At 46.3% G+C, this 25,637-nt stretch carries 20 protein-coding genes; 9 read left to right on the top strand and 11 right to left on the bottom strand.

All coding sequences use genetic code 11. The annotated features are described in order from the left end of the window. Positions 1-68: 68 nt before the first annotated feature. The 4 genes from VM802_RS16645 to VM802_RS16630 are packed head-to-tail and all read left to right on the top strand — an operon-like array spanning position 69 to position 6,769. Positions 69-3,395: a SusC/RagA family TonB-linked outer membrane protein gene (locus VM802_RS16645; protein WP_325532491.1), complete on the top strand. Its 3,327-nt coding sequence runs from the start codon at positions 69-71 to the stop codon at positions 3,393-3,395. A gap of 20 nt (positions 3,396-3,415) precedes the next feature. Beyond that, the gene (locus VM802_RS16640) at positions 3,416-4,891 is read left to right on the top strand and encodes a RagB/SusD family nutrient uptake outer membrane protein (RefSeq protein ID WP_325532489.1); all 1,476 of its coding nucleotides are present in this window, start codon (positions 3,416-3,418) and stop codon (positions 4,889-4,891) included. A gap of 59 nt (positions 4,892-4,950) precedes the next feature. After that, the gene (locus tag VM802_RS16635; protein WP_325532487.1) at positions 4,951-5,832 is read left to right on the top strand and encodes a substrate import-associated zinc metallohydrolase lipoprotein; all 882 of its coding nucleotides are present in this window, start codon (positions 4,951-4,953) and stop codon (positions 5,830-5,832) included. A gap of 34 nt (positions 5,833-5,866) precedes the next feature. Next, complete coding sequence (locus VM802_RS16630) at positions 5,867-6,769, top strand: DUF4302 domain-containing protein (protein WP_325532485.1); 903 nt, start codon at positions 5,867-5,869, stop codon at positions 6,767-6,769. A 77-nt stretch (positions 6,770-6,846) separates the two neighbouring features. On the opposite strand, the gene VM802_RS16625 is transcribed toward VM802_RS16630, so the two are convergent. From VM802_RS16625 to VM802_RS16585, 9 genes are all read right to left on the bottom strand, one after another. Continuing rightward, a complete protein-coding gene (locus tag VM802_RS16625) occupies positions 6,847-8,316 on the bottom strand; it encodes a RagB/SusD family nutrient uptake outer membrane protein (protein WP_325532483.1) in 1,470 nt (489 codons plus the stop codon). Positions 8,317-8,320: 4 nt separating this feature from the next. Beyond that, positions 8,321-11,845 carry a SusC/RagA family TonB-linked outer membrane protein gene (locus VM802_RS16620; protein WP_325532481.1) on the bottom strand — a complete coding sequence of 1,175 codons (3,525 nt, stop codon included), beginning with the start codon at positions 11,843-11,845 and terminating at the stop codon, positions 8,321-8,323. Positions 11,846-12,108: 263 nt separating this feature from the next. Beyond that, entirely contained in the window at positions 12,109-13,113 is a 1,005-nt protein-coding gene (locus VM802_RS16615; protein ID WP_325532479.1) for a FecR family protein, read from the bottom strand. A gap of 58 nt (positions 13,114-13,171) precedes the next feature. Continuing rightward, complete coding sequence (locus VM802_RS16610; protein ID WP_325532477.1) at positions 13,172-13,699, bottom strand: RNA polymerase sigma-70 factor; 528 nt, start codon at positions 13,697-13,699, stop codon at positions 13,172-13,174. Positions 13,700-13,911: 212 nt separating this feature from the next. Next, positions 13,912-14,817 (bottom strand): hypothetical protein, encoded by a 906-nt coding sequence (locus VM802_RS16605; protein WP_325532475.1) that lies wholly within the window; start codon positions 14,815-14,817, stop codon positions 13,912-13,914. 160 nt (positions 14,818-14,977) lie between these two features. Next, entirely contained in the window at positions 14,978-15,166 is a 189-nt protein-coding gene (locus VM802_RS16600) for a hypothetical protein (protein WP_325532473.1), read from the bottom strand. 358 nt (positions 15,167-15,524) lie between these two features. After that, the gene (locus VM802_RS16595) at positions 15,525-16,034 is read right to left on the bottom strand and encodes a VOC family protein (RefSeq protein ID WP_325532471.1); all 510 of its coding nucleotides are present in this window, start codon (positions 16,032-16,034) and stop codon (positions 15,525-15,527) included. 240 nt (positions 16,035-16,274) lie between these two features. Then, positions 16,275-17,474, bottom strand: coding sequence for an NO-inducible flavohemoprotein (gene hmpA / locus VM802_RS16590; RefSeq protein WP_325532469.1), 1,200 nt, complete (start codon positions 17,472-17,474; stop codon positions 16,275-16,277). Between the two features lie 57 nt (positions 17,475-17,531). Next, a complete protein-coding gene (locus VM802_RS16585; RefSeq protein ID WP_325532467.1) occupies positions 17,532-17,969 on the bottom strand; it encodes an RrF2 family transcriptional regulator in 438 nt (145 codons plus the stop codon). A 231-nt stretch (positions 17,970-18,200) separates the two neighbouring features. Here VM802_RS16585 and VM802_RS16580 point away from each other — a divergent pair, with 231 nt between their 5' ends. The 5 genes from VM802_RS16580 to VM802_RS16560 all read left to right on the top strand — a co-directional run bounded on the left by VM802_RS16580 (position 18,201) and on the right by VM802_RS16560 (position 22,703). Further along, on the top strand, positions 18,201-19,163 hold the full coding sequence (locus VM802_RS16580) for an ornithine cyclodeaminase family protein (RefSeq protein ID WP_325532465.1): 963 nt from the start codon (positions 18,201-18,203) through the stop codon (positions 19,161-19,163). Between the two features lie 52 nt (positions 19,164-19,215). Beyond that, entirely contained in the window at positions 19,216-20,253 is a 1,038-nt protein-coding gene (locus VM802_RS16575) for a proline racemase family protein (RefSeq protein WP_325532463.1), read from the top strand. A 327-nt stretch (positions 20,254-20,580) separates the two neighbouring features. Beyond that, the gene (locus tag VM802_RS16570) at positions 20,581-21,819 is read left to right on the top strand and encodes an alpha/beta hydrolase family protein (protein WP_325532461.1); all 1,239 of its coding nucleotides are present in this window, start codon (positions 20,581-20,583) and stop codon (positions 21,817-21,819) included. 57 nt (positions 21,820-21,876) lie between these two features. Next, entirely contained in the window at positions 21,877-22,062 is a 186-nt protein-coding gene (locus VM802_RS16565) for a hypothetical protein (protein WP_325532459.1), read from the top strand. 191 nt (positions 22,063-22,253) lie between these two features. Further along, on the top strand, positions 22,254-22,703 hold the full coding sequence (locus VM802_RS16560) for a VOC family protein (RefSeq protein ID WP_325532457.1): 450 nt from the start codon (positions 22,254-22,256) through the stop codon (positions 22,701-22,703). Positions 22,704-22,780: 77 nt separating this feature from the next. On the opposite strand, the gene VM802_RS16555 is transcribed toward VM802_RS16560, so the two are convergent. Together VM802_RS16555 and VM802_RS16550 are read right to left on the bottom strand one after the other, a co-directional pair. After that, positions 22,781-23,158 carry a hypothetical protein gene (locus tag VM802_RS16555; protein WP_325532455.1) on the bottom strand — a complete coding sequence of 126 codons (378 nt, stop codon included), beginning with the start codon at positions 23,156-23,158 and terminating at the stop codon, positions 22,781-22,783. A 301-nt stretch (positions 23,159-23,459) separates the two neighbouring features. After that, positions 23,460-25,637: lantibiotic dehydratase (locus VM802_RS16550; protein WP_325532453.1), on the bottom strand; the 2,178-nt coding region annotated here is incomplete at its 5' end.

Genomic DNA, 25,637 nt, shown 5'->3' with positions numbered 1-25,637 from the left:
CTGGGCGGGCCGCACAAACCTGCTTTACTATGCGGCTGCCAATAATAATAAGTTTTGGTCTTTTAATAATGGTTGCAGCTATCAATACTGTAACAGCACAACAGATACAGAAAACGCCCGCAATGAAGGGCGCCGACTCGTTGATAACGATTTCGGGTAAGGTGACGGATGACAAAGGTAATCCATTGCCAGGAGTGGTAGTAAGAGCTTCCGGAAGTGGAAAAGCCGCTGTGACCGGCGGTGCTGGCGAATATACCATCGCGGCCAGACCTGATGATAAACTGGCCTTTACATTTATCGGTTACGACGCCGTAGTAAAAAGTACAGGAACGAATAAACGAATGGATGTAACAATGAAGCCCGGTTCCAAAGGCTTGAATGAGGTAGTGATAACGGGATTCCAGGAGATAGACAAAAAGAAATTCGCGGGTGCTTCAACCAGACTGAAAGCAGAGGATATCCGGATGGATGGTACAACGGATATCAGCCGTGCGCTGGAGGGAAAGGCTGCGGGGGTAAGTATCCAGAGCGTATCTGCCACCTTCGGTTCGGCGCCAAAGGTACGTATCAGGGGTGTTACCTCTCTCACTGGTGAAAACAAACCACTATGGGTGGTAGATGGTATCGTACTGGAAGATGTGATTGATGTTAGCAATGATCAGTTGTCGAGCGGAGATCCCTCTACCTTGCTGGCATCTTCTGTAGCCGGACTGAATATGAATGATGTGGAGGATATCTACGTGTTGAAAGATGCGGCAGCAACGTCGCTATATGGCGCCAGGGCTATGAACGGGGTAGTGGTAATCAATACCAGGAAAGGCCGTTCCGGAAAAATGGTGACCAATTACACGGGTAACTTCAGCACGCAGCTAAGGCCCAGCTATAATAATTTCAACATCATGAACTCTGCCGAACAGATGTCTGTAGATGCTGAAATCGCCAGGAAGGGCCTGTTTAATCTGGCCGATATCGGAAACAGACCGGATAAGGGTGTATACGGGAAAATGTATGATGAGCTGCAGACCTATGATCCTGCTACCGGAAAGTTTCTCCTGGAAAATACACAGGAAGGAAGAGAGAAGTTTTTGCGGCGTTATGCACTGGCGAATACGGATTGGTTCCACATTCTCTTCCGTAATTCCCTGATTCAGGAACACACCATCAGTCTCTCCGGCGGTTCTGAAAAAATACAGTCTTATTTTTCAGCCGGTTTCTATAATGATAATGGCTGGACCGTTGCCGATAAAGTGAAGCGTTTTACGTTTAACTCACAAACCAACTATACATTCTCTGACAAGTTATCCGGTGGATTCATCGCCACCGGCTCTGTCAGACAACAGGATGCACCCGGCACTGTAGCCCGGACAACCGATGCTTTCTACGGAAAGATGAGCCGCGATTTCGATATCAATCCTTATCAGTACGCGCTGAACACCAGCCGGGCATTAACCCCCTATGATGATAAAGGAAACCTGGAATACTTCACCAGAAACTACGCACCCTTTAACATCCTGAATGAGCTGCAGAATAATACCCTGCATCTTTCTGTTATCGACCTGAAACTACAGGCTAATTTGTCTTACAAGATTACCAGGCATCTCAGGTACGATTTTATCGGTGCGATCCGCTATGCCAAGACCACCCAGGAAGATATGACGAAGGAGAATTCCAATAAAGCCCAGGCATACCGGGCAGCGCCCAATTCTACCATTGCCAACTCCAACCGCTTCCTGTACAAGGACCCCGATAATCCCAATGCATTTCCTGTCACCGTTCTGCCATCAGGAGGATTGTACAACCGGAATGAAAATGCATTGACCAACTACAATTTCAGGAACAGCCTGAATTATACACAGACATTCGGTCTGCATGACCTGAATGTACTGGTAGGACAGGAGGTAAAATATGCAGACAGACAAAATGCACTGAACACTGGTTACGGCTATCAGTATGATTATGGCGGCAGTGTGCTCCCTTACTACATGATCTTCAAACAGGCGTCCGAAGCCAATCTGCCTTACTTTGGCATGCAGCGTACCTACGATCGCTATGCGGCGTTCTTTGCAACAGCAGGATACACCTATAATGGCCGCTATAACTTCACAGGCGCCATCCGTACCGATGGTTCAAACAAACTAGGCAAATCTCCTTCCGCCAGATGGTTGCCTACATGGAGTATCAGCGGTGCATGGAATATCGACCAGGAAAATTTCATGAAGGGGGCGCCAGGCATCAACATGCTGAAACTGAGAGCCAGCTACGGTCTGACAGCAGATATGGGTTCTGCTACCAATTCAAGCGCGGTGTTAAAAGCGCAGAACACCTACCGTCAGTACGCGAGAGTTATTGAGTCAGGGATCAATATCATCGACCTCGAAAATGCTGACCTTACCTGGGAAAAACAGTATTCACTCAACGTCGGAATGGATGCCGCATTTTTTAACAGCAGGTTAACGGCTACTATTGACCTCTATAAGAAAAACGGTTTCGATCTGATTGCTGGTATTAAAACAGCGGGTATCGGCGGCCAGGATGTAAGAGTCGCCAACTATGCTGACCTGAGTTCAAGAGGAGCTGAACTGACGATTGGCGGAGAGATCATCCGTAGTAAAGATCTGGGCTGGAAAGCGAACCTGACTTTCGGGTACAATAAAAATGAAATTACCAATGCCAAAAACGTACCTATCATATTTGACCTGATAGTACCAGAAGGTGGCAACAAACAGGGCTACCCGGTTAGCAGCCTGTTCTCACTCGATTATAAAGGACTGGAGAGTAGTACCGGTATTCCTTTGTTTGTGAATGAGAAAGGAGCGGTATCCCGTAAAGTAAGCTTGCAGGATATTGAAACAAAATATCTCAAATACGAAGGACCCGTTGATCCGCCCATCTCAGGAGGCTTCTCCAATACTTTCAGGTACAAAAACTTATCATTAAATGTATTGCTGACCTATCAGGCAGGAAATAAGATCAGACTGAATCCGGTATTCAAATCCACCTATTCTGACCTCGATGCATTTCCCCGTGAGTTTCTCGACAGATGGACGCTGGCCGGAGATGAGAAGAAAACACAGGTGCCGGCTGTTATTGATGCGCTCACCAATTACCGTATGACGGACGCATACCCTTACAATAATTACAATTATTCTTCTGCAAGAATAGCTGATGGCGGTTTTATACGATTGAAGTATGTCGCGCTCAGTTATCTGCTGCCGTCTCAGATGATCAAAAACATAGGACTGAATAGTGTCTCCCTCACAGCGTCGGCAACTAACCTGTGGCTCCTGTATTCCGACAGTAAACTCAGAGGACAGGATCCTGAATTTTTCAATGCCGGTGGTGTGGCACAGCCACTTCAGCGCCAGATGGTAATGTCATTAAAAGTTGGTTTGTAAGTGTACTTAATAAGAACGATATGATGAAGCACAATATTAAAGTCAACATATTCATATTAGCAGGTTCGCTGTTCCTGGCAGCCTGTAATAAGTATCTGGAAGTTGATCCGGATAACAGAACAACACTGGACTCACCGGAGAAGATTGCACAGATGCTCACTTCGGCATATCCTGACCAGGACTATATCTGTTTCAGTGAGTCCATGTCCGATAATGCAGGCGACAGAGGTCATTCAGGAGATCAATACAGTGGTGATCTGCGTGTGAATATCAATGCATACCGCTTTGTCGATTATGCAAGTACCGCAGGAGGTTCGCCGGATGTTTACTGGCAAGGTTGCTATAAAGCCATCGCAGCTGCCAATCAGGCGCTGGATGCTATTGATAAGGCTGGCGCTCCGGCAGCCTATGCTCCTTACAAAGGAGAGGGATTAGTAGCGCGGGCGTATGCTCATTTTATGCTGGTTACCTTTTTCGCGAAGCCGTATGATTCCGTTACGTCCGCCAGTGATCCGGGTATCCCATATGTGCTGAAACCAGAAACCACATTGAATCCGAAGTACGAAAGAAAAACGGTAAAGTATGTATATGACATGATCGAAAAAGATCTGACAGACGGCCTCCCGCTTATTAGCAACAGCGCTTATAAAGTGCCTTCCTTTCATTTTAATAAAGCAGCTGTAACCGCATTCGCAGCCAGGTTTTATTTGTTTAAGAAAGATTATGCGAAAGCCACTATGTATGCCAGTCAAGCTTTCCCCGGAGGTAATTTCAAGGATTATCTCAGGCCACTCAATACCACCATGAACACGGCTACCCGTAGTGAGCGGAACGCTGCATTTACCAGCCCGGATACCAAAGCGAACCTGCTGCTGGCTACTGCCAACTCAATCTGGGCCAGGGCATGGCTGGGGTACCAGTTCGGATTAAACCGGGTAATCTCCCTGGGTGTCTTTTTCTCAGGAAATGTTTCCGGAGGTTCCTGTGCCTACAATGTTTTTTACTACGGGAGTAACAACAATGATCAGGGAATAGAAAAATGGAAAGAGAATTTTGTCTATACCAGTGCTGATATAGGTAACCCATATATCTATGTACCACTCTTTACGGCAGAAGAAGTACTGTTCAACCATGCAGAGGCCAGTGCGCGACTGACAAAATTAGATGATGCTATCGCTGACCTGAATACCTATTACCGGACAAGAGTAGTGAGCTACGATCCAGCAAAACATGCAGTCACCTTAGATAAGGTCACCAACTTTTATAAAATGACTGCTGATCCGCAGGGAGCTGTGATCAAGGCAATCCTGGATGCACGGAGAGCAGAATTCATGCAGGAAGGCATGCGCTGGATGGACATGCTGAGAAACAAACTACCTGTGACACACAAAGAAAATGATGGTACATCCCTTACCATTGGTGCAGACGATCCCAGAAGGCAGTTACAGATTCCGCAGGCAGCACAGGCTTACGGGCTTCCCGCGAATCCGCGCTGATGCTGTTGCTGGAGAATGTGCCTGAAATCATTTGATCAAGCTGACTTAAATTCTGAAGAATGAAACACCTGAAATTATTCATATTAACTACTGTAATTATTGCTGGTATTATTTCCTGTAATAACAAGGAAAAACTGGATCCAAATATTACGGGCCTGGGTGGTGATTCCTGGGTACCGACTGCCGTTGATAAATGGTTGTACGATTCCATCGTAAAGCCATACAATATAGAAATGAAATACAAATGGGACCAGTCGGAGTTTGCCATGGACCTGGTACTGGTACCTCCCTACGAGAACACCGTGGTTCCTGTCACGCGTGATATCATCAGTATGTGGATTACGCCTTATAACCAGGCCTCCGGCGACACTACCTTCATGAAAAGGAATACACCTAAACAGATTATGCTGTCAGGAAGTATTGCCTTACAGACTAATGGCAACGCAGTAGCAGGACTGGCGGAAGGCGGGCTGAAAATTCTACTCTTTGGTATCAATTCATATAGTAGTAAAGACAGCTTCAGGGTGGCTGATATGGCCCATCTGATACACCATGAATACACACATATCCTCAATCAGAAGAAAAATTACCCGATTGAGTTCAACAAGGTAACGCCGGATGGTTATACTGGTAACTGGACCGTAGCTGAAGAAAATCCCTGGACACTGGGTTTTGTAACCAATTACGCCAGAAAAGAACCCGGTGAAGATATTGCAGAATTGGTATCAACGATGCTGGTGATGGGGCGCACCCGATATGATTCAACACTCTATCACCCGTTTCCGGGCGATCGTCAGGCATGGAATGACCCCAATGCCATTCAGTTACTGAGAACAAAGGAAAAGATCGTGGTTGACTACTTCAGGGAATCTTACAACATTGATTTCTATGATCTGCAAACCAAGGTGCAGCAACAGATCTATAAAACGTTACATCAATAGTGGCGATGTGATAACCATTTAAATCTAACAGAAAATGAAAAAATACCTGGCATATACATTACTCATTGCAATGATGGCGCCTTCCTGCAAGAAGGATCTGCACTCCTCTGTTTTTGATGAGTCGACAGATCAGCGGCTGAATGCAATACTGGCAAAATATCAATCTACCCTGGTAGCTGCTCCCTATGGCTGGGTGGCAGCAGTGGCACCCGCTGCGGGCGATGAGGTGTATACCTACTGGTTCAAATTCAATGACAGTAACCGGGTGTCATCCCGGTGGCTGGATAAACCAGCTGTTGGCAGCAGCTACCGGCTGAAGGCATTGCAGCAACCGGAGTTGATATTTGATACTTACACTTACCTGCATCTGTTGGCCGATGCAGAAGGGAAAGTGCCTGGAGCAAAGACAGGAGTGGGGTTGCAATCAGATTTTGAATTTGAAATTCTCTCCGGAACTGCAGACAGCTTTGTCTTAAAAGGAAAATACAACGGGATAGACGCAAAGCTGCTCAAAGCTGCCGCAAAAGATACTACTGGTAATGTTGTATTACCTGGCTACCCGCTGGCCGGCAATTTTAAATATACTTCAGTACGTACGCTTTATACCACCACACAAGCTGCCGGAGTGGTGGCCAGCGTCTCCCGTACTAACGGCGTAAAAACAGCCCCGCCCCTGAAGTATGACGCTACCGTGAGCATAGACTACAGCGATCTGGGCGCCTCTGTCTGGAAGTACTACCTGACTTTAAAGAATATAACGGATACGGATATAGCTGTAGATATTAACCCGGTGATGAAGAGTGGGATTAAACAAGGCTCTTTTAAAATACTGGAAAAATCTTATGATCCGGTGTCTGGTCGTATTTACCTGAAAACATTTTATACTAATTCTGCTGGTGCTGAGCGTGTTACAGAAGAAACATTCATACGCCAGTAACAGTAAACTTATTCGGAGCACTAAAAACAGACGGTGGTGGTATTCTTACTGCCACCTTTTTTATTGTAGCAAGACATTTACCGGGGTATTCTGTTCTGCAATCCCAGCGGCCTTAATACCGGGTTGGCCTGTAGTGCCCTGGCAGGTATCTCCAGGGTATAACCCGGATCATCTTTCTCCAGCACAAACAGCTGTTTTGGTTGTACCTGCCCTTTTATAACCGGTGTAAAATAATGTGCCATCCGGGGTTTGTCTGTACGCCGGAGATCAAACCAGTTGTGCAGCTGAAATGCCAGCTCCTTTCTACGCTGCAGCAATATTTCTTCCAACAGTTTTTGTTGATCTGTTATATTAACCGGTGTGGCATCTCCCGCGCGATGGCTTTGCAGTAAATTAATGTCCGTTAATGCGCTGCCTGTAAGTCCGAGATGCGCATTGGCTTCCGCCCTGTTCAGATATGCTTCCGCTGTGCGGAAGGAAAACATATAGGTGTTATTGTAGAAGAGGAATGCTTTTGGTACAGTGATATTGTTGACAGTGAAGAAACAACCATCGGTCCGGGAATCTTGCGGAGAATAAAGCTGTAATAACTCATCCGAAACAGTGAATCCGTAATCACTGCCATTGCCGAAAATATTTAGGACGGGCGAACTAAGGTCATTGTAAAACGTATAGATCACTTCCCGGTTATCTGTCCCGGAAGAGTTAACGAAATTACTTGCCAACGAAGTTTTTTTGTTGCTAACATTTTTCAGCGCTGAATTTAATGCCAGGCATTTATCCGCAAAAACGGCCGCCTGTTGCCAATGCTGAAGATACAGATGTACTCTGGACAGCAGCAGGTATATAGCTGCCGGAGAGTAATGGAAGATATTTTCCGTTTTACCGGAGGCTGTTGCATAACGAAGCGCTTCGTTCAGATCTGTCAGGATTTTATCATATACCACGTGTACATTGCTCCTGGGGAATGCAGCGTTTTCCGGTACATTGCCGGAAATGAGCGGAATTCCCATGGAATCAGCCGTGGTGGAAGGATCATAGGGGGTGCCCCAAATATTCACGAGGTAGAAATAAGCCAGTGCCCGTGAAAAGCAGGCCTCACCCAGCAGGAATTGCCTGTCTGCTGTTGCACCCTGTATATCGTCCCCTTTATCAGTGATGATGTTACATGTTTTTACGATTCTGTATAGTCCCAGCCAGGTATTGTTCAGGAGAGAAGACGGTGAACGCCGTTCATCGTATTGTGCGTCATAAACATTCTGCCATGTGTAGAATGCAGAGTAGGCAGCCTTTTCATCCACAGCAGGCATCTGGCCGGCAGATTCCTGTACATCTGTTGTCATCATATCCAGGAAATAAAGTGATATATCATTGTCCGGAGATATGATTTTAGCCCATCCTTCCCCTCTCAGCATTTCTGCATAATCAGCTACTGTCTTAGGTGTACGGAGATTGTCGGACGGTGTGTCCAGATACTTCTTACAGGACACGGGCAGTAATGAAACTGCCAGCAACGCAAAAGTATATATGATTTGTATCCTTCTCATCCTGCTAGAAATTTACGTCAATGCCTATAGTCAGTGATGGCCGCCTGGGCATGGTGCCTGGCGGCAGTTCAGGATCCTGGCCATGTAACTCTTTACTGGCAATTAAAAGCACGTCATGCAACTGTGTATAACACGAGATGCGTTTAAAGGGTTGTTTACCCATGCGCTGCGCAGGAACCGTGTATTGCAGCGAGAGTGTGGAAAGCCTGACATGACTGCCATCCACCGTGCGTATATCGCTGTTGTTGTACATCTCCGATGGTGGTGTCGACATAAGATAAAGCGGTGTTCTGGCTGTCATAATCTGCATCATAGCGGTATTAAATGGATAATACTGTACACGGGACATGGTTACAGGATCAAACAGGTACATCCCAGGTTGTTGCCCCAGGCGGGGTATGTCTGTTGTATTTTCATCGCCGGGTTGTTTCCAGCGCTTGTCGAGTACCGTAGCCGCATTTTCTGCAGGGTTGGGTACCAGTCCCCCTTCACCATATAAATTTATGAGCCGTTGTTTGTATCCCAGCTTAATCAGGAAACAGGCAGACAGGTTCCAGTTCCTGTAGCTGATACTCGTAGTGAAACTGCCATCCACACGCGGAATACGGTTTCCAACGGGAACGAATACATTGTTATAGTATTCAGATACTGTCGGCTGAACGGTATAATCTTTATCATAGATGCCCCGGAACTGCGGTAGTCCGTTTTTGTCAAGCCCCATGTATTTATAGGCATACATCGTGTTGGGGTCTTCACCTCCTTTGATAATGTTTCCGTTCAGGTACTGTTGCTGGTTGCCGATCACGCCGGGGTCGGTAAAGTTGGTCTGAAGGATGCGACTGGTATTGAAGGAAATGTTGGCCCCTAATGTCCATTGCCATTGCCTGCGGCGCACTGCCAGCCATTGGATACTGGTCTCAACACCGGCGTTTATCAGCCCTGCTTTATTTATCATACCAGAGCTGATACCATTCTCTTCTGCCAGGTTTATATCTGCCAGCAGGTCGTTGCTACGCTTATGATACATATCCACAGCACCATTCAGGCGGTTTTGGAAAAAAGAAAAATCAGCACCGGCATTGAACTGATAGGTCTTCTCCCAGCGCAATCCCGGATTAGGAAAGGACGCCACGGTGGCCTGGCTTTCCCCGGAGACGGGATCAGTAACGGCATTAGAAACAGATAAGCGGGGCGAATTAATCTCAGGCAGCCCAATGTTGTAACCATATGAAAACCGTAGTGCCAGTGTATTTTCACCCGCCTGTTTTTTTATCCAGGGCTCATCAAGAAGATTCCACTTCACGGCAGCAGACCAGGTCTGTTGCCAGGTGTTGCTCCCGTATTGCTCAAAGTAATTAGCGCCATCTGTACGGTAGTTAAAGTTAAGCGTATAGCGGTCCTTATACGAATATACGAGCATGCCGTACCAGCTCATTTGCCGGAACCTGTTCATCGTTTGCAATGGCGGATTAAAAGCGGGCCGCGTCATCAGGACATCGTACATCGGATATTCAGACGATGGTGGGGGATGGGCTACTTTGCCGCTGTCGGGATAGTAGCCCAACAAAAATAGTTTGCTGATATCGTATTTTAATTGCCGGAGTTCATTGCCTGCCAGCACCTGTATATAATGAGCAGGCGAGGAAAAGCAATACTCAAGCGAATGCCGGATGGTGTAGTCCTTTTGAACCGTACCGGTTTCCTTGTACTCCCCACCGGAAGGAAGGGCAATGTTTTGTTTGGCTGCATCACTGTATGGCTTACCGGGCGCCAACCCCAGCCGGTAGGTGGAGGCGACGTAATAAGTTGATTCGCCTGCATAACTGTCGTTATATGCGTTGGAAATCCCTGCGCTGTATAATCCGTGCAGCTTGAATGACCGGAGGAATTTCCAGTCAGCATTGACAACCGCGTTTAATGTATTGATCTTTGTGCAGGCAGCACTGTTTTCAATGTCAGTAATAATATTGAACTGTGATACCTGTGAAGTATCCAGTACATAGTTATTCAAAGACCAGGCCGGTGCAAAAGGGGAAGGATTGTAATAAACTCGTTCATTATGCAACATATACGGCAGGCTCCGCGATGTATTATAGGCATACTGATACGGATTGATCTGATAGGGATAGGCTCCGCGCTGAGAAGATCCGGATACCTTGATGCCAGTCTGCAGCGCAGAAGAGAACTGATGATTTACCCGGAGTATGCCTGCATACTGATTGCTTCGGGTGAAGATGGCCGGACCTTTCTGGTCCGTATATCCCACCGAGGCATAGTAAGATGTTTTCTTCCCGCCGCCATTAACTGACAGATGATAGTTTTGTGTAACGCCATTATTGAAAAGAATATCAAACCAGTCGGTATTCATAGAACGGTACATCTGCTCCCGTTCTTCAAATGTTTCTTTGGTCATACTGCCATTCAGATAAACGGTATAATCACGTTCAAATCCCGGAGGGAGGATCCCGTTAGTGAAACGTATTTTTTTATCAATGATTTTTTTTGACAGATCTATCCGTTGGGAAGCATCCATCCGGTCAAGGTGGCGATAGTTGGGCCTGGAGGTGATATTGAACATCTGTGAGAAAGTGACCTCCGGCGCTTTATGCAATGTACCGTTGCGGGTTGTAATCATAATTACGCCGTTCATGCTGTTAACACCGTAGAGTGCGGTAGCAGCGGCATCTTTCAGTACCGTGATTTGCGCTATGTCTTTAGGATTCAGGCCAAGAACAGGACTGGTCATGATATTCACTTCATCCAGGGCATTGATGGTGGCGGCATCCGTCTTCACCGGCGGATTGCTGATAATACCATCAATCACCCAAACAGGCTCTCTGTTGCCAAGCAGAGTGGAAGTGCCACGCAACCTGATTTTGGGTGCTGCGCCGGGAGTGGTGCTGTTCATGTTGATATTCAATCCCGGCACTTTGCCCTCCAACATATTATCCACTGACAGCTGGTCTTTACGGTCCAGGTCCGTCATCGGAATAATAGTCACGGAAGCTGCCGAGTATTTTTGTTTTACCCTTGAATAGCCGTTGACCACCACTTCATTAATGGCTGCCATTACGGGAGACAGTGAAACGGTAAGATTATGTGCAGGTTCCGCCGGTATCTGTTTCGTCTGCATACCAACATATGAAACCTGTACCGTGGCATTAGGTTGTACTTTAAGGTGGAAGTTCCCGTCTTCATCGCTGAAGGTGCCATTGGTACTACCTTTTTCAATAACACTGGCGTATGGCAGCGGGATGCCTTTATCATCGGTTATCCGGCCTGAAAACTCGTTGGGCGGTGCCGTATTGGAAGCGGTATGTGCCGGAACAATGGCAATGATGCCATTCGTATGTTCCACCTTCATGCCCTTATCTTTCAGCAGAAGGCGTAATATATTGTCAACGGTTTCTTGCCGTACATGCAGACTTACCGTTCCAAGCTTATTTATCTCTTCGGTATTGTAAAAGAAAGAGATATGCGCTTTCTCACTTAACAACGCCAATGCTTCTCTGACAGATTTATTGTTCACCCGAAACGAAATACGGGGTGACTGGGCATTGGTTATATACGTGAAAAAGCAGGGGATCAGGATAAACGAATATTTCAGGTACAATGGCCGGGTGTAACATAACCAGGTCCGGATAAGCCAATCGTATCGGTGCATCAAACAGACATAAGATTCACAAATAACAAAAAAATACCATTAATAATAATTAATTCCAGTAGTAATGTTGCGTCAGATGGGCATTCGGCATAATTCTCCTATCGTATCGATCAGGATAAAGATAACCACTATTTTATTTCGATGGTACGGTTTAATGTATCAACACTGAAATTTACCGGAGCAGCGGTAGTAGCTTTCAGGAGATCCAGTAGCGGAGCGATCTTTTCCGGCCTTGGCATGGATGGTATATTATAGTGTAACCTGCGGAATGGGGGATTGATATAGGTAATGCTGTAGCCATACATCTGGCCCAGTTGATCCATAAGATCATCCAGGGCGATGTCTCTAAATGCCAGCTGTCCGGACTTCCAGGTTGTGACTGTGGCGGATGTACTGCTACTGATATTGAGTACAGCTGTTTGTTTATCAAATACAGCCTGCTGGCCGGGGAGTAGGATCTGTGTGGTGCCGGGCTGCCCTGATGTTCCTACGGATACGCTGCCGGCTATCAGTGTGGTGATGACGTGTTTTCCGTAGGCATTGATGTTGAAAGCGGTACCCAGGACCTGTACTACCTGCTTACCGGTGTTCACTACAAATGGTTGATGCGCATCGGCCGTTACCTCGAAATAAGCCTCGCCGCTCAGTTCCACAGCCCGCTGCTTACCATTGAATGCCGTAGGGTAATTGATACGGGACCCTGCATTCAGCCATACTTTGCTGTTATCAGGTAGTGTAACCTGTCTTATACTACCTGGGGCCGCTGCGGCAAACGTACCGGGGCCGCTGTTGGTATCAGGCGCCTGTTTTGTTTGGAACAGCCACCAGGTCGTACCGGCTGCAACAGCCAGGATAGCTGCATAGCGCAGCGTTTTGCGCCATACGGGCACAACAGGGGTTGCGGGGGCAGACAGTGATAATCGTGCTTTCAGCTTTGCCAGATCTTCGGAAACATTGACGCCTTCCCAGCCTTTCAGCTCACCAGCCTGTGAGCGGATCGCCAGGAGTTCTTTCAGTAGCTGCTGTTCTTCGTCATTCAGCTCCCCGTCAGGCAGTAGTTTCCCTCCCTGCGCATCGAGGTGCTGATGGATCTTCTCCCAATCAATAGCTTCATTCTTTTTTTTCTTATTCATTATATTAGATTAAGACAGGTTACCAGTAAAAAAGGGTGACTGCTCCGGCAAAAATTTACTATATCAGCAGTAACAACAGCGATCCGCAACTCTTTCTTACTGCTAAATATGCTTTTCTGATGTGTGTTTTGACAGTATTAACCGAAATGTTCATCAGCGCAGAGATCTCTGCGTATTTAAACCCTTCCACGGCACTCATGGTAAAAATTCTCCTGCGTTGTGCCGGTAGCTGGTTGATGGCCTTCATCAGTTTTTCCCTGTAATGTTCATCATTGGAATGAGACGGCGGCAGTTGCTCCTCATTGTATAGTAATACTTCAATACCCGGGGCATGCCGGTGCTTTACCTGCTCACTTGCCAGATAGTTAAGACTCCTGTTTTTTACGGCTACATAGGCATAGGCTGGAAAATTATCCGGCTGTGGCTCCAGCGTATATTTTTCCCAGTACTTCACAAAAAAATCCTGTACGATATCTTTTGCAGCATCATTGTTTTTGACAATGGTGAACGACATCTGACATAGTACTTCGTAGTATTCCGTGAATAAATATTCAAATGTGACCTGGCTCAGGACTTTTGTGCTCATATGACTGCTGGTACTGGTAATGCCTTGTTGCTATGGATGGAACGCTTTCTCCATAGTAAATATAGATAAAGAAAAATACAGTGGATCAAAAAGTTTGGGACCTGTTAATCTGTTGTTACAGATTAAGATGCAGACTTTGGAAGCTGTACTCAGCCAGGTCTGTCAACTGACATGTTATTTTGACTTCGTGGTAATTGGTGATTTCAAAGAAGTTACCTGTCTATCTTCTCAATCACTACTTTACCACTTTGAAATAATGGTATAATGTAGTATCGGTCATCAGCACTTATAATTAAGTCAGGCGGACCATCCCAATTGTCGAGGTTATTACTGAGCGCTTTCACATGCAGCGTTTCGGGCGAACGCACAGGTGCGCAGAACAACGGTAGCGTATATATCTTATGTGCCCAGTCAGTTACCAGTAGTTGGCGATGCCGGATTGTAAGACCATCGAAAAATGAGCCCTTCAGCGTTTGCTGATATAAAACGGTCAGCTTGCTGGTTTTCATCTCAATAGCCAGGATACTGTTGGGACTACGGTTGTCTTTGTTTGCTGTGGCATATAATACGTCTTTCTTCATGTCCAGCACTAATCCGTTGACGCCGCTCAGCTTTTGTATATCATCCGGATTGGTAATCAAAGGTTGCACTGCTTTAGTTGCCAGGTCTATCTCGTATATATTGCCTCCGTTAGTTTCGGATACCAGCAGCATGCCTTTCCTGTATACCAGGTCGTTCAGACGTGTTGCCCCCGGGACGGCTGCCTGGAACACCAGTTGCTTTGTTTTTAGCTGGATTCCGAAAACATGATTATAGTTGGTTACATACAGCATATCCTGCACCACCAATAATCCCATAGGAGTATTGCTGTTGAATACAGTATCCGGAATCAGATGTAGGGCGGATATTTTGTTTGTTGTGAGATCTGCTTCGCTTATAAAACCGTGTTTACCCTGTCCATTGATACTTGCTACATATAGCTTGCTTCCGGACTGGCAGATACTTTCAGGATTGGAGAAGCCGTCTATAACACCCGGAGTAAGTGTTAACGGCTTTTGTGCAATGGCACTGACGGCCAACAGCGTTGCTATGATAAACAGGAAAAAAGAAGGCTTCATGCTACTGGTATTTCGGATCGAAATGTAGGAAATAAATGGGAAGAGCTAAGTTAAAAATGGTTAATGCAATCTTAATTAGTGTTAAAAAATGAGGGCGGGGGAGTAAGGATGTATTATAAAAACGGCTGTTGATAGTGCAACAGCCGTTCCAGATTTTGCATCAGCCTTTAGGCCAGCATCTGTTAGCCTGGCGCACACAAAAACAACCATCACCACAGGCTGCATCACCATAACAGAATGGAATATCTATACAGGAAGGATAAGCAAATTTCTTGCTGCCTCCGGCAATACTTCTTAATGATTCACGGGAAAGTACTTTAGTGTTTTTCAATAATGCATACTTTTTCATAAAGAGCAATTAAATGGTTAACGTGATGCCTACTTTTTTATGAAGGTTTTCGGCTCTGCCTTTGCTATTGCGCAATAACGAGATAATTAAAGAAGAAAATGGTCAGCAAACCAACACTCGCATATGCATGCCTGCAATACATAATAAAAGACCCACTCAATCGGATACAAAAATCAATTAGCAAATAGGTTATTTACACGGGTTTGTTTCTTAAACGTGATTAATACATCTTTATTGGATACTACTTTAAATAAAGTGTTTCCACGCGAAAAATTATTGCAGGAAGTAATGTTGTGGGGATATTTTTCCTCGATGACTGCGGCTATATATTATCCATATAAACTAAGATATCTTTTGCTCATCCGCCCTTCTCCATTTGTTTGATAGCATTCCATCCCTCCGGTGTAATGCCCATAATTTCGGTGGCAACACCCAGCGTCTGGTAGGTATCGAAGAAAGCCATCCGTGCAATGGGATGGTCCACTTCGCTGATGACGGCATACCCTTGTTCACGCAGTTCGTTAGTGATTCGTTCAAAGTCGCTGACCGGCAGGCGGAACGCAAGGTGCTGTGTGCCGCCTGCGGGATATTTGGCGAGATAATCATGAAACATACTCTGACCGGAAAGTGGCTGAATGAGTTCAATAAAGGCGCCTCCGTTATATGTCTGCGTAGTCAGCCATTCGGCAGCAACGACTTTACCATGATAGGTCATATCCAGATCCTGTGCACGGATGTGTGCTGGTTCAGGAAAGCCGGCAATGCCCAGGGCGCCCCCAAGAAATTTTACAGCGGCGTAAATGTCCGGAACCACCCAGCCGATTTGAGCCAGCTCAAGTCCGGCAACGGTGCTGTTGATATTCTTCATGTCTGTTCGCTTTTAAATGAGCGGTTGAACAAAGTTAATACAGGTATGCTTCCTGCGTTAGGGGGGATTGCGCCAATATACAGGTAGTTTGCGACGATTCGCTTATATATAAAACAGGTATCAACATAGTCCGGCAGGGCATCTGTATGGCATAATCATTTTAAAATCTGATTGAACAGCATGTAACGCAAACGCATAAACGGAAGGGAGTAAAAGGCTCCCTTCCTCTATTGGGGGTAACTAGTTGTTTAATTGCAGGGAAGCTGGCCCGAATTCTTCGAAATGAATGAACGCCGTATCCACGCCGTTTTCTGCCAGGAAACGGTAATGTGTGGCGATAAATGGCGCAGGCCCGCAGATATAATAGTCTGCATCTGTCTGCAATACGGCTGTTTTAATTTTGGCAAGATCTACCCAACCGGTGTGCTGCGTCTGTATTTCCGGTTGATCGTAGAAAATATGGTGGTTAAGATGGGAGTAGGAACCGGCGAGTTGTGCCAGATGGTCTTTGAAGGCATGCACTGCCTCATTGCGGCATCCATGTACCCATGTAACAGGTATATCTGCCTGTTTGCCGGCAAGCGCTTCGAGCATAGCTATCAGGGGTGTCTGGCCTACGCCGCCGCTGATAAATACTTTAGGGCGGGAGGTGTCGTCCTTCAGTGTAAAGGTGCCCGCTGGTGCTGATAATTCCACCATGTCTCCCTCCCGGATGTGATCGTGAAGGTGGTTAGAGATAAGCCCGTCCGGATGACTGGCGCCGGCTTCTCTTTTTACTGAGATGCGGTAATATTGACCATTAGGGGCGCAGGAAATACTATACTGACGGGGTTGCAACAGACGCAGTTCCGGCAGGAACAGACGCAGACTGATATACTGACCAGGAAGAAAATCCGCTGCAGCGCCACCATCAGCAGGATAGAGGTAGAAGGACGTGATTTCGGAAGACTCTCTTACTTTCTGTTTTACGAGAAAAGGTTTCCAGCCTGTCCATCCCGCATTTTTGCTTACTTGTTTTGCATAGAGGTCCTGCTCATGGCCGGTCATGATCGTTGCCAGCTGCTGGTAGGCTGCTGCCCATGCCTCCAGTAACGGGGGTGTTGCTGCGTCTCCAAGAACTTCTGAGATAGACGCCAGCAGATGTTTGCCTACAATAGCATAGTGTTCCGGACGAATGTCAAGGCTGGTATGTTTATGTCCGATACTGTCCACCACCGGCATCAGTACGGCAGGATTTTCAATGTTTGCTGCATAGGCGAGTACGGCCATGGCCAGTGCTGTCTGTTGCTTTCCGTTCTGCTGGTTGCCCATGTTGAATACATGTTTCAGCTCCGGGTTATGGGTAAACATGCGGTTATAGAAATGAGTGGTCAGTAATACGCCATGCTCTCTGAGCACTGGTACCGTAGCCGTTACAAGCTGTATTTGTTCCCTTGTCATCTTATATTGATTTAGAATAATAAAAGACTTTTTTATCCTTTATTGTTGTAAAAAAAACTACTTATTCAGGGTGAACTTTCCTTTAATCAGGCCCATATTGAATTTACCGATAGAGGTGTTATTCAGCATGTGCGTGATCTGGTTTCTGACTTTCTTAAATTCGTCATGCAGTGGACATGGATTGCTTTCGGAACAGTAGGTGAGCCCTAATCCGCATCCGGTGAATATTTCATCACCATCAACAGCTGTCACAATATCTGCCAGTGGCCTGTTCAGCGAGGCGGTGTCAAAGTAAAAACCACCGTTAGGCCCTTTGACGGACTGGATCAGCCCTTCCCGGCTAAGCTTCTGAAGGATTTTAGCGAGGAAGGGTTCCGGAGAGTTAATATGCTCCGCAATTTCCCTGATACCTACCCGGTATCCTTCATGAGATCGCTGCGCAACGTAGAAAACCGCGCGCATCGCATATTCGCATGTCTTGGAAAAGATGGCCATATATCCCCTGATGATTTAATGACGGCACAAAGATAAGTCGGGAATAATAAAAGACAAAAATATCTTTTATTATTCCCGGATAGCCAACCATGAGATGTGCCGCCACGGCGGGTTAATTTTAGCAAAGAAGTGGTTAACATTGATGCCGGACCCGATGGCAATAGTCAATACATTTACACGGCCGGAATCAGGTGTAGCATTGTGAAGCTGATTCCCCCTTATATATTTGCTATGCTGGTACTAAACGATCATGAAATTGCGGACCTTCTTTCACCGGATAAGGTAATAACGACAGTGGAGACTGCACTGGTAGCCATCGAGGAGGGTGCCTGTATAGTCCCCAAACGTATGCACATTGACTGGGGAGAGAATACTTTCTTGTCTATGCCCTCTTTTTCCGATACCTATTTTGGTACCAAACTCGTATCCGTTGTGCCTGGCAACAGCACACAACAACTGGCAGTAACCAATGGCGCAATGTTACTGAATGACGCACGTACGGGTTTCCCGGTGGCCATTATGAATGCCGCAAAGCTGACAGCGTTGCGCACCGGCGCGCTGGGTGCAATTGGCATCAGGTACATGACGCCTCCTGATGTTGATTCCATCGGACTAATCGGATACGGTGTACAGGGTATACAGCAGGCCATTTTCGCCTGTGTTGTACGCCCGGTGAAAAAGATATACTGCCTGCAGAGATCAGCAGCCGGTATGGCCACATTGATCTCGGAGCTCCGGAAATATCATCCGTCTGTAGAGGTGATTCCTTGTAGTGATGCTGTTACCATCCTGCAACAAACAACGGTGATTGTTGCCGCCAGCCGCGCTGCCACCCCGGTTTTGCCGGATGATGCACACCTGCTGGAGAACAAACATTTTATCAGTATCGGTTCTTATAAACCCAATATGCAGGAGTTGCCGGATAATGTTTTTCGTTTATCGGGGAAACTGGCAATTGATTCGGCATTTGCTAAAGTTGAAACCGGCGATATTATTAATCCGTTAAGCAAAGGAATTTTGCAGGAGGAGGATGTTTTCACTATCGGTAAACTTTTAACCGGGGAAGTTAAGATAGACGTAACCCGTACTACTGCATACAAATCTGCCGGCATGGCTCTTTTCGACCTGTTCATGGCAAGAGCCCTGTACGAAACAGCCCTGGTACAAAACATCGGAACGAACATCCGTCTTTAACCAGCATCATTTCTATTTATCCCTTCTCCTTAATCAATCAATTTCATATACCATGCAAATGCTGCTGAATAATCTGCATTGGGAGGCGCCTGCCCAATGGTTAAAGATAGGTACGATAGATATGCACACCGGTGGCGAACCCTTACGTGTTTTTGTTTCCGGTCTGCCTGCTATAGAAGGTGCAACCGTCCTGGAAAAGAGGAGATACTTCAAAGAACACCTTGACTTCATCCGTACCGGTACCATGTGGGAACCACGCGGACATGCAGATATGTATGGCGCTGTGATCACTGATTCCGCCGACGCGGATATGGATGTTTTCTTCCTGCACAATGAAGGATACAGCACCATGTGCGGGCACGCCATCATTGCGCTGACAAAACTGGCGCTGGAAACAGGTATGGTGAGAAAAGAAGGACTGAACCCGGCACTGACGATCAACGTGCCTGCCGGTAAAATATCCGCACATGCCACCATGGAGAACGGGAAAGTAAGTAACGTCGCCTTCCGCAACGTGCCTTCCTTTCTGTATTTGTCTGATCAGGAAGTAATGGTGCCAGGTATCGGTAACGTAAAGTTTGATGTGGCCTATGGCGGCGCGTTCTATGCATTTGTAGCGGCAGAGAGTCTGCAGCTCGGCCTGGATGCTTCGTACTATAATCAGCTGATTGATTATGGCCGCAGGATTAAATACGCCGTCATGAACAATTTTGATATCAGGCATCCGTTTGAAAATGACCTGAGCTTTCTGTACGGTACCATTTTCACCGGGAAAGCCTCACAGGAAGGACACCATAGCCGTAATGTATGCATCTTCGCGGAAGGAGAGGTAGACCGCTCTGCTACCGGTTCCGGTGTCAGTGCGCGTGCTGCATTACATCATGCGAAAGGCGAATTAAAGCCTGATGAAACAATCGTAATTGAAAGTATCACAGGCAGCACAATGGGCGTAGCAGTGAGAGAGCTCACCACCTTCGGCAACCATCAGGCTGTAATACCGGAAGTGAGCGGAACGGCTTTTGTGACAGGACAGCATACCTTTTATTTTGATCCGGAAGATCCGTTTAAGGAAGGATTCATTTTCAGATAACCATCTCTTACTTTCCCTCAATATAGCCTTAGACAGGCATCAACGTTCCTGCGTTTTCCGCAGTGACTTCATACTCATTCTACTTTTCAGGGTCAGCAAGGTAACAACCGTGCTGACCTTTTTATTTAACAACTCATGGCTGAATGTAGTCAGCTCATCAGATATTTGTTCCTGCTTTCCCCAAAGAACAGGAGCTTTACACATGTGAAGGATCCGGGTTTATACAAGCCTATGCATTAAGCAAAAAATAACCAGATTTATTTAGTTATGACCCACATGGTATGCTGCATACCTGGCCGTGCCATACATTTTTATAAAACATTTTATATGGAAACTAAAGTAGCAACCCCCAAAAAATCGTGGTATCCACTGGGCCTTTTCAATGACCCGGTACTTGAAAGTGTATTTCTTTTTTACCTGGGAGGCACCTGGCAAAAGTTGTCTGATATAGGGGAATGTTTTGATACGGCCTCCCGCATCGATGAAAAAAACGAATACAGCTGGTCTGATGAATGGACCCAAACGGCGGACAGATTAAGTGCTTTGGGCGATAGCTGTCTGAGCAGTCATCATCAGCTTACAGCTGGAGAGTCCTACTTAAGAGCCTCTACATATTACCGGGCAGCGCTCCACCGTTATCCCGATCCCGCTGCTGTTATTGTTAAGCAGCTGTCACATAAGGTGATAGAACATTACAATAAGGCGCTGACGCTCCTGGCCGTGCCTTATGAATCCGTATCAATACCTTATGAGGGTACATGTCTGCCCGGTTATTTTCTGCGCGCGCCCGTAAAGCACCATAAGAAGGCGCCTGTTATAATTTTTCATTCAGGACGCGATGCCTGGGCAGAAGATAATTTATGGATTGCAACGTATGCGGTAAAACGCGGATACCATTGCCTGCTTTTTGACGGGCCCGGACAAGGGAAGGTAATCCGTTTGCAGGGCATCCCTTTCCGGCCGGATTGGGAACATGTAATCACGCCGGTACTTGATTTCCTGGAAGGATACCGGGAGGTGGATATCAACAGGAGCGTGCTGATGGGGTTCAGTATGGGTGGGTTTTTGGCGCCTAGGGCCGTGACATCCGAGAAGAGAATTAAGCTCTGTGTAGCCAACCCCGGTGTACTAAGCTGGACAGAGAGTATATACACCTCGCTGAATTACTTAATTCCCGGATTAATGCCCATATTCCACGCAGGAGATTACGATCTGTTTGATGAGAAGATGAAAGCCTGCATGGAAGAAAATGCTTTTGTGAGATGGGGCATCATTGACGAGATGTGGAAACATGGCGTCAATAAACCATCTGTGCTGCTGCTGAAGCTACAACATTACACCATTGAAAACAGTGTCAAAAATATTACCTGTCATACGCTGGTAGTGGATGGCACCGGAGAAGAATTCTCAAGAGGGCAGGCGGAAAAGTTGTACAATGCACTTACCTGTCCTAAAGACTTTATTCTCTTCACAGAAGAAGATACCGGTTATCTGCATTGTCAGCCCGGTGCGTTGTCTGTTTCTTATACGCGTATATTTAACTGGATAGATACAAATATCCGGTAATTATAAGGATCACCAACAAAATGACAAGACCTGCTGGCGGAGCAGGTCTTTGTCATTTTGTTAAGTATTGACATAGACGGGTTCACCAGGTTAAGCTATGGGAAAAAGAAACTGGCTTGGCTTGCCGCCAACCATGAACTGCTGACGGAAAGAGAGCGAAAAGTGGAAACACTGAATATTGACCCGGAACTGGAATATAATATTGCCCAGGCCCGCGTGGAACAAAAGAAGGGCGAAAAATAAAAGTCGCTTACCTGTAGACTCAGGTGTCGTTTTAAACCCTATGATTGTCGTATACGCACAGCAACTAGTATGAAATTGTTGTAGATATTTGTAGCAGAAAAATCAAGGTATCAATAAATGTGCTATTGCCTGATCTTCTATGTTTTAATAGTAATATTTCCCATTTTACACTGATAAAAAAACTTACAGCGATGACAAAAAACAGGTTATTACGAATGGATAATGTCCTCATTGTCGTTAACGACCTTGAAGCCGTGAAGTCTTTCTTTCTCCATTTAGGATTCGGGTTGGGAGGTGAAACGATCGTCGAGGGGCCTACAGTAGATCGTCTCATTGACCTACAGAATGTCCGTGCCACCCTTGTGTTTATGCGCACGCCGGATGGACACGGACAGATTGAACTGGATAAATTCCACACACCGGAACCGATCAGAACCGGGCCAGAGAAGGCTCAGGTGAACGAACTAGGAATCCGCCGCATCATGTTGGCTGTCGAGGGTATCGATGAAGTAGTCGCACACATGCTATCCCATGGCGCCGAACTGGTTGGCGAAGTGGTGCAATACGAGGACACATACAAGCTCGCATATCTCCGCGGTCCTGAAGGAATCATCGTTGGGTTGAATGAACAGCTCAGGTAATAAATCAGTAACGGATATGCTGAAATCCAGTTGAGATGAATGATCAGAATCTATCTGACTTTTTAAATACAGTAACCTTATTGTTCGCCAACAACCGTAAACGTCCAGTCAGTTGGTATGCCTGCTCCCGGTGAAGGACCATTCTGTGTACATCCAATGTATACATCTCCGCCCGCATAGTTATATACTACCCACTGTTGAGATCCTGACTGGATACCTGATCGCCAGTCAGCACGGATCGTTACGAGGTAGCCTCTGGATGCATCATTATTCTTTAGCCTGACACTGTTGCCAAACCAGAACCCGCAACGATCACTGGTTGTGTAGAGGTAGTTACTGAACCTGCGGGTAGACTCCGTTTTCTTGACAGGAGTTGGATGATTAGGTCGCGCCTGTATTGGTTGTAATGAAAACAGGGCAAGCATGCTGATGCCAGCGATAAACAGTTTTTTCATAAAATGATTGATTTCGGGTGAACAAATGTGTTGGGTTACTTTCTCATTGTGCCTTGTTGGTTAATGCTATCAGTTCTTTAATACACGCAGTTTCCCGTCTGCTTTAAATCTTTTTTAAAAAATGGTTTTTCAGATTAAACATATATTGATTACCGGTTAATCGCTATACGGAATCAAAGGTAAATCTAAATCAACAGTGAGACAATCCTTGAATGGAGTGGTTTTTATCCCCCGGTTTTTCGGGGGATGATAAAGTGGGGTTGAAAAACCCGCTGAGGTAGCGGGTTCTGTATTGGCGTATTTAAGATTGTTTGACGAGTTCCTTTTCTTTCTTTTGCTTCTCAATCACTTGCCTGGAGTAATAATATCGCTCCATGAAATGATACGCGACAAGTTCGAACTTCCGTTGCCGGCTTACGAACAACCGGTTCAGGAACATATGTATGCAGCTGTCAAGAATTTTCATCACTTCCTGCTTGCTGTCAAGGTGTGTAGCCGCATATACGTGATAAATATCATTGATCACAGGGAGGCTTAAGACAGACCGCTCCGCAAACAAAGTGGTTGCTTCTTCAATGCCGTTGTCTTCATCTTCATCGGGGTTCATATGAGAAGCTATTTTCCGCTGCCATGTTCGGTACTTATCATTCAGTTGTTTTTGCAATGCGGGCTTTCCTCCAAATTCCCGGAAGTAGTTCAACTGCATTTCCTTTATCAGTGCATATTTATCCGTAAGAGATAAGCCGAAATCATCCAGAAACATATGGATACCGCGCAGTGCAAACAGCATCCTGTATTCTTCGGCATCTTCTACTTCTCCCAGTAACCTGAGTAGTCTCAGCACTGTCAGGCTGTCGTGATAGAACAGGCTTTCTATATGAGACATGGTTTTTTCGCCGTACCGCTCCAACTCCCTGGTATAAGCATGAATAGACATGTCATGTATTAACCCGGTTTGCCGCTGTGTCTCGAGTAACGACAGAAAGCGCTGTTGTAAAGTGACTTGCCTGCTGATATCTTCATTATAAAACCTGATCCGGATATGAGAAGCAGTATCGTGATACCTGATAAAGAAGAATTTATCGAATCCGGCTTGTTGTGACGCTTCCTCAACAAAATCAAGGATAAGGTTTCTCAGGATCTTTTCCGCGTATTTTGTACCGCAGTATATTTTGAAGTACAGCCACTCGCTACCAGGAAAGAAATTACGCTTGATACCGGATACCGAAGGCGTAGCTGTAAGATCGCTGTTGTACTGCATCGCGGCAGATACCGTTACAGGGATGATAACCTCATTGGAATACGGATCTCCGTTCACGTCTTTCACAAAAGCATGTTCTTCGTTGAATAGGAATTCTTCTATATGCAACGACTTGCTTTTTTTGAGCAGATCCGCGAGTAAATCCAATCCTGCGGAAGATTCCAGATCGATGTACAATTCATGGTCTTCTCTTTCTACCACGGAGATCTTACGGGGGAGCTTCCACTTTGCCCTGAATGCCGGCAGTTGTGACTTTATCCGCTGCTGATCCTTTCCTAATATGGCAAGGTCTTTTTCATCAAATTGCCAGCAGGCTTTTTTCAGCAATAGTTTTTTGAATACCACCCTTGGAAGATGTTTCACCTGGGAGAGGAGTCCCCAGTCCCAGAAGGCCGGGCCGTATAGTCCTTGCGTTTGCAGGTCGCAGAGAAAACGATAGAGGGGCAAACTCCTGGGCGTATCAAAGTTATGGGCAGATGCAAGCCTGGGAATAACGCGTTTGCCATGTTTCTTACTGCGCAATATAATTTCATTGTGATGCACACTTACCAGAAGATCATCCAATGGTAACTGATGCGCGTCATCAAGACCGGATTTGCCCATGTAAGGTATTTCATATCTTCTCAGATGCGGCCGTAGTAATATATTGCCAACACGCGCCTCCGGCAGGTGAACAATCTCCGCAAAGATAGTATCCGGAGAACGCTCTTCTTCTGCCTGCAACATCGCTGTGGTAAGACGGTGCAGCTCCTCATTCCTGTAAGTGAAGCGGCTGAAAAGATTCGCGGCAGACGGACCCCACAGGTTTTGCAGATCAAAGCAGTAATCTTGTTCTCCCGGTCCATTTTTCAGCAGGCTGCCTATTACGTACATGCTCTGGGAATAAACGGCTTCTTTAGACAACCCTGCCGCTGATTGCAGATCTGTAACCGATAATGTAATACAATCTTCCCCATTTTCCAGGCAGGCGATGTATTTGCGGAGCACCAGCTCCTGAATGGCATCTGCCTGTAATTTCGGAGCAGACTTGCGTTTACCGGCATGCAGGTCGTCGATGAACACGCTGCTTTCTGCCGATTGTCCGCCCGGACTGGCATACCCGATTCCCCAGTCGGGGTCCAGCGCAAGGGCCAGCGGTACCTCTGCATCTCCGTATCGTTGGTAAAACTCCTGTCTGAACTGCTGAAGATCTGCATTCACAACAGGGCGGGATAGTAT

Origin of the sequence: Chitinophaga sp., from assembly GCF_035538455.1 — a bacterium.
Taxonomy (GTDB): domain Bacteria; phylum Bacteroidota; class Bacteroidia; order Chitinophagales; family Chitinophagaceae; genus Chitinophaga.
This window is presented reverse-complemented; position numbering and strand designations above follow the sequence as displayed.

Coding starts and splice junctions, on each gene's coding strand:
- VM802_RS16555 (WP_325532455.1), bottom strand. CDS start 23,158: ATGAAAAAACTGTTTATCGCTGGCATCAGCATGCTTGCCCTGTTTTCA.
- VM802_RS16640 (WP_325532489.1), top strand. CDS start 3,416: ATGATGAAGCACAATATTAAAGTCAACATATTCATATTAGCAGGTTCG.
- VM802_RS16600 (WP_325532473.1), bottom strand. CDS start 15,166: ATGAAAAAGTATGCATTATTGAAAAACACTAAAGTACTTTCCCGTGAA.
- VM802_RS16630 (WP_325532485.1), top strand. CDS start 5,867: ATGAAAAAATACCTGGCATATACATTACTCATTGCAATGATGGCGCCT.
- VM802_RS16625 (WP_325532483.1), bottom strand. CDS start 8,316: ATGAGAAGGATACAAATCATATATACTTTTGCGTTGCTGGCAGTTTCA.
- VM802_RS16570 (WP_325532461.1), top strand. CDS start 20,581: ATGGAAACTAAAGTAGCAACCCCCAAAAAATCGTGGTATCCACTGGGC.
- VM802_RS16560 (WP_325532457.1), top strand. CDS start 22,254: ATGACAAAAAACAGGTTATTACGAATGGATAATGTCCTCATTGTCGTT.
- VM802_RS16615 (WP_325532479.1), bottom strand. CDS start 13,113: ATGAATAAGAAAAAAAAGAATGAAGCTATTGATTGGGAGAAGATCCAT.
- VM802_RS16635 (WP_325532487.1), top strand. CDS start 4,951: ATGAAACACCTGAAATTATTCATATTAACTACTGTAATTATTGCTGGT.
- VM802_RS16585 (WP_325532467.1), bottom strand. CDS start 17,969: ATGGCCATCTTTTCCAAGACATGCGAATATGCGATGCGCGCGGTTTTC.
- VM802_RS16580 (WP_325532465.1), top strand. CDS start 18,201: ATGCTGGTACTAAACGATCATGAAATTGCGGACCTTCTTTCACCGGAT.
- VM802_RS16605 (WP_325532475.1), bottom strand. CDS start 14,817: ATGAAGCCTTCTTTTTTCCTGTTTATCATAGCAACGCTGTTGGCCGTC.
- hmpA (WP_325532469.1), bottom strand. CDS start 17,474: ATGACAAGGGAACAAATACAGCTTGTAACGGCTACGGTACCAGTGCTC.
- VM802_RS16595 (WP_325532471.1), bottom strand. CDS start 16,034: ATGAAGAATATCAACAGCACCGTTGCCGGACTTGAGCTGGCTCAAATC.
- VM802_RS16575 (WP_325532463.1), top strand. CDS start 19,216: ATGCAAATGCTGCTGAATAATCTGCATTGGGAGGCGCCTGCCCAATGG.
- VM802_RS16645 (WP_325532491.1), top strand. CDS start 69: ATGGTTGCAGCTATCAATACTGTAACAGCACAACAGATACAGAAAACG.
- VM802_RS16610 (WP_325532477.1), bottom strand. CDS start 13,699: ATGAGCACAAAAGTCCTGAGCCAGGTCACATTTGAATATTTATTCACG.